Annotated in this window: 3 protein-coding genes; 1 reads left to right on the top strand and 2 read right to left on the bottom strand. The window is 63.9% G+C overall.

What is annotated here, in order from left to right; genetic code table 11:
• Positions 1 to 118: 118 nt before the first annotated feature.
• The gene (locus VSR71_RS34875; RefSeq protein ID WP_342917894.1) at positions 119 to 1,012 is read right to left on the bottom strand and encodes a lipid A biosynthesis lauroyl acyltransferase; all 894 of its coding nucleotides are present in this window, start codon (positions 1,010 to 1,012) and stop codon (positions 119 to 121) included.
• The gene (locus tag VSR71_RS34870; RefSeq protein ID WP_342917893.1) at positions 1,009 to 1,890 is read right to left on the bottom strand and encodes a lysophospholipid acyltransferase family protein; all 882 of its coding nucleotides are present in this window, start codon (positions 1,888 to 1,890) and stop codon (positions 1,009 to 1,011) included. The genes VSR71_RS34875 and VSR71_RS34870 overlap by 4 nt, the downstream gene beginning before the upstream one ends.
• A gap of 314 nt (positions 1,891 to 2,204) precedes the next feature.
• Between VSR71_RS34870 and metK the strand changes: the two genes are divergently transcribed.
• Positions 2,205 to 3,368 carry a methionine adenosyltransferase gene (metK, locus tag VSR71_RS34865; RefSeq protein ID WP_029047350.1) on the top strand — a complete coding sequence of 388 codons (1,164 nt, stop codon included), beginning with the start codon at positions 2,205 to 2,207 and terminating at the stop codon, positions 3,366 to 3,368.
• Positions 3,369 to 3,605 lie beyond the last annotated feature (237 nt).

Raw genomic sequence — 3,605 nt, 5'->3', positions numbered from 1 at the left:
TCTTGGCCCCGACTACTTCGACCGCCATTATGCCGAGAAGACCATCCGCCGCCTGCTCAAACGCCTCGCTGACCTCGGGTGTCAAGTCAGCCCCATAGCTCAGGCTGTTTAGCGCTTCTTAGTAGATCTCGGGTTCGCCCGGCAGGCGGTGCTTGAAGCGCTTGTGCACCCAGTAATACTCAGGCACGCGCGGGCGGATGCAGTCCTCGAAGAAGGCGTTCATGCGGCGCGTGTCGTCGGTGACGCTTTCGCCGGGGTAGTTGTCCCAGGCGGGCAGGATGCGCAGCACGTAGCCCTGGTAGTCCGGCAGCATCTCCGTGTAGATCGGCACCACCTTGGCGCCGGTCAGGCGCGCCAGCCGCGACACCGAGGTCAGCGTCAGCGCCTGCACGCCGAAGAACGGGACGAATTCCGAATCGCGTTCGCCGAAGTCCATGTCGGCAATCAGCTGCAGCGCTTCGCCCTTCTTCAGGCAGCGCAGGATGTCGCGCGCGCTGTCGTTGCGCGAAATCATGTTGGCGCCGAAGCGGCCGCGCGCGTGCTTGAGGAAGCCGTCGAACAGGTCGTTCTTCTGTTTGGTGTATAGCGACGCGCCGGAACGCCGCACGTGCTCGCGCAGGTGGATGGTCAGCCGGATCGCACCGGCCTCGACACCCGACAGGTGCAGCGTGACCAGGATATGCGGCGTTCCGTCCAGCGACACCAGGTCGGCCTGGTCGTCGATCTGCACCCAGTGGCGCATCTGCGCTTCGCTGCCGGTCCAGAAGATGCCGCGCTCGGCGAAGCTGCGGAACACGGTGCGGAAGCTCTGGCGCGACAACTCGTTGATCTCGGCCTCGGTCTTGTCCGGGAAACACAGGCGCAGGTTGGCCTGCACCACGCGGCGGCGTGAGCTGGGAATCAGGTAGAGCAGGCCGCCCAGCCCTTCGCCGAAGCGGGCAACGAACGGGTACGGCAGCTTGCCCAGCACCGTCAGCAGGCAGATGCCGAGCCAGGTAAACACGCGGCTCATGAAATCGATTGGTCAGTGGTCGGCTCGGTACTGCTGCTGGGGGCCATGGCTGGCCCCTTGTAGCGGCTGTATCCCCACAGGTACTGCGTGGGACACTGTCTCACCAGGGTCTCGACGGCCTGGTTGATCACCGCGGCCGCTTCGGCGGGGTCGTCCGGCAGCATGCTGCCCTCGTTGAGCACATGCAGGTGGGCGCGATAGCCCGCGCCTTTCGGCAGCCGCTCCGCAAAGACCGCGACCACCGGCGCGCCGGTCAGTTGCTGCAGCCGGTGCACCAGCGCCATCGTGTAGGCCGGCTTGCCGAAGAACGGCGCCCAGTTGCCCTCGCCGCCGCTGGGCACCTGGTCCGGCAGGATGCCCACCGCCTGGCCGCGCTTGAGTGCCTTGACCAGCATGCGCACGCCGCGCGGCGTGGCCGGCGCCATGTGCATATTGGGGCGGGTGCGCATCTTTTCGATCCAGTTGCGCAGCCAGGGCTGGTGTGGTGGCTTGAACAAGGCCGTGACCGGGCGAACCAGTGCATGGGACTGCGGCAGCACTTCAAAGCAACCCAGGTGGGGCGTCAGGATGATGAGTCCCTTGCCACGGGCCTGCAGCTTTTCCAGTTCCGGCCACATGTAGTCGTCGAAGCCATGCAGCCGCGCGCCGATCTGCTTGCGGCTCCAGAAATAGGGCATCTCGATCATCATGCGCCCGGCGGAGCGGGCGGCTTCATCGATCATCGCCTGCGTGGCGTCGGGGAAAGCGTGACGGAAATTTTCAGTCAGGCGGCGGCCGTAACGGCCGGGCAGCCGTGCTGCCAGCAGTCCGAGGGCGCCGCCTGCGGCATGCAGCAAGCGCAGGGGAAAACGGGAAATCAGCCAGAAAAGAAAGGTCATCGGGCGTGGATTGCAGTCCGGGCTGCAAAGTCAGAACCGGCGTTTTTGTGACGCGGCATTCAGCTCCGCGCCGGCTTGCCGTAATCCGGGCAAACGGCATGCCGTGGCGGCAGCGTGTTGCGTCGGCTGTTGCGTCGGCGCCTTTGGCGCGCTGCAACGAGCCCGGCAGGCGCGTATAATAGCGTGTATCGCCGAGTTAACTGACAACTTGCGGGGCGATGCGGCTCTAACCGGGCCGTCTTAAATACCGCTAAAGCGTCGCCGCCATGAACCCGACCGGGTGGCACGCAATAGCCAACCTGGAGAATAAGTTCGTGGCAAACGACTTCCTTTTTACTTCGGAATCCGTTTCCGAAGGCCATCCCGACAAGGTCGCCGACCAGATTTCCGACGCCGTCCTCGACGCCATCCTGGCGCAGGACAAGTATGCGCGTGTGGCCGCCGAGACGCTTTGCAACACCGGCCTGGTGGTGCTGGCAGGGGAAATCACCACGACCGCCAACGTCGACTACATCCAGATCGCGCGCGACACGATCAAGCGTATCGGCTATGACAACACCGAATACGGCATCGACTACAAGGGCTGCGCCGTGCTGGTGGCCTATGACAAGCAGTCGCCGGACATCGCCCAGGGCGTTGACCGCGCTTCGGACGACTACCTGAACCAGGGCGCCGGTGACCAGGGCCTGATGTTTGGCTACGCCTGCGATGAAACGCCGGAGCTGATGCCGTTCCCGATCTATTACGCGCACCGCCTGGTGGAACGCCAGTCGCTGCTGCGCCGCGACGGCCGCCTGCCCTGGCTGCGTCCGGACGCCAAGTCGCAGGTGACGGTGCGTTATGTCGACGGCAAGCCGCACAGCGTGGATACCGTGGTGCTGTCGACGCAGCATTCGCCGGATATCACCCAGGCGCAGATCCGTGAAGCGGTGATCGAAGAGATCATCAAGCCGGTGCTGCCGGCCGAGATGCTGAAGGAAACCAAGTATCTGGTGAACCCGACCGGGCGTTTCGTGATCGGCGGTCCGCAGGGCGACTGCGGTCTGACCGGTCGCAAGATCATTGTCGATACCTATGGTGGCGCTTCGCCGCACGGTGGCGGTGCGTTCTCGGGCAAGGATCCGTCCAAGGTCGATCGCTCGGCTGCGTATGCGGCGCGTTACGTGGCCAAGAACGTGGTGGCTTCGGGCCTGGCGCGGCAGTGCCAGGTGCAGGTGAGCTATGCCATCGGCGTGGCGCGTCCGATCAACGTGACGGTCTACACCGAAGGCACCGGCAAGATTCCGGACGCCAAGATTGCCGAGCTGGTGCAGGAGCATTTTGACCTGCGGCCGAAGGGCATCGTGCAGATGCTGGACCTGTTGCGTCCGATCTATGAGAAGACGGCTGCCTACGGCCACTTTGGCCGTGAAGAGCCGGAGTTTTCGTGGGAGGCTACGGATAAGGCGGCTGCACTGCGGGCTGCTGCCGGTCTGTAAGCGGCAATTCGTATTCCGGCAAGCCCCGCTGGCCCGTCAGGGTCGGTGGGGTTTTTTGTTTTTGGTGTTTGCTGCTGTTTTTGTTGCTGTTGGTGACATGCTGTCGGCTATTGAACCGCTGGGTTCCGCCCTCCTGGGCGGGTAACTTTTTGTCCGTGTCAAGTCCTGACATAGGTTGACAGGTTTTGGTAGCGCCATTCGGCGGCTAGCGCCCGGTGGAAACAGACGCCCGATGAA

The organism is Cupriavidus oxalaticus, assembly GCF_038900635.1.
GTDB classification, from domain to species: Bacteria; Pseudomonadota; Gammaproteobacteria; order Burkholderiales; family Burkholderiaceae; genus Cupriavidus; species Cupriavidus oxalaticus_B.
Note: the sequence above shows the minus strand (reverse complement) of the source record. Positions and strands in the feature narration are given on the sequence as shown.

What these genes read in the sequence shown, in the direction of transcription:
- VSR71_RS34875 (WP_342917894.1), bottom strand. Translation starts at nt 1,012, where the DNA reads ATGAGCCGCGTGTTTACCTGGCTCGGCATCTGCCTGCTGACGGTGCTG.
- VSR71_RS34870 (WP_342917893.1), bottom strand. Translation starts at nt 1,890, where the DNA reads ATGACCTTTCTTTTCTGGCTGATTTCCCGTTTTCCCCTGCGCTTGCTG.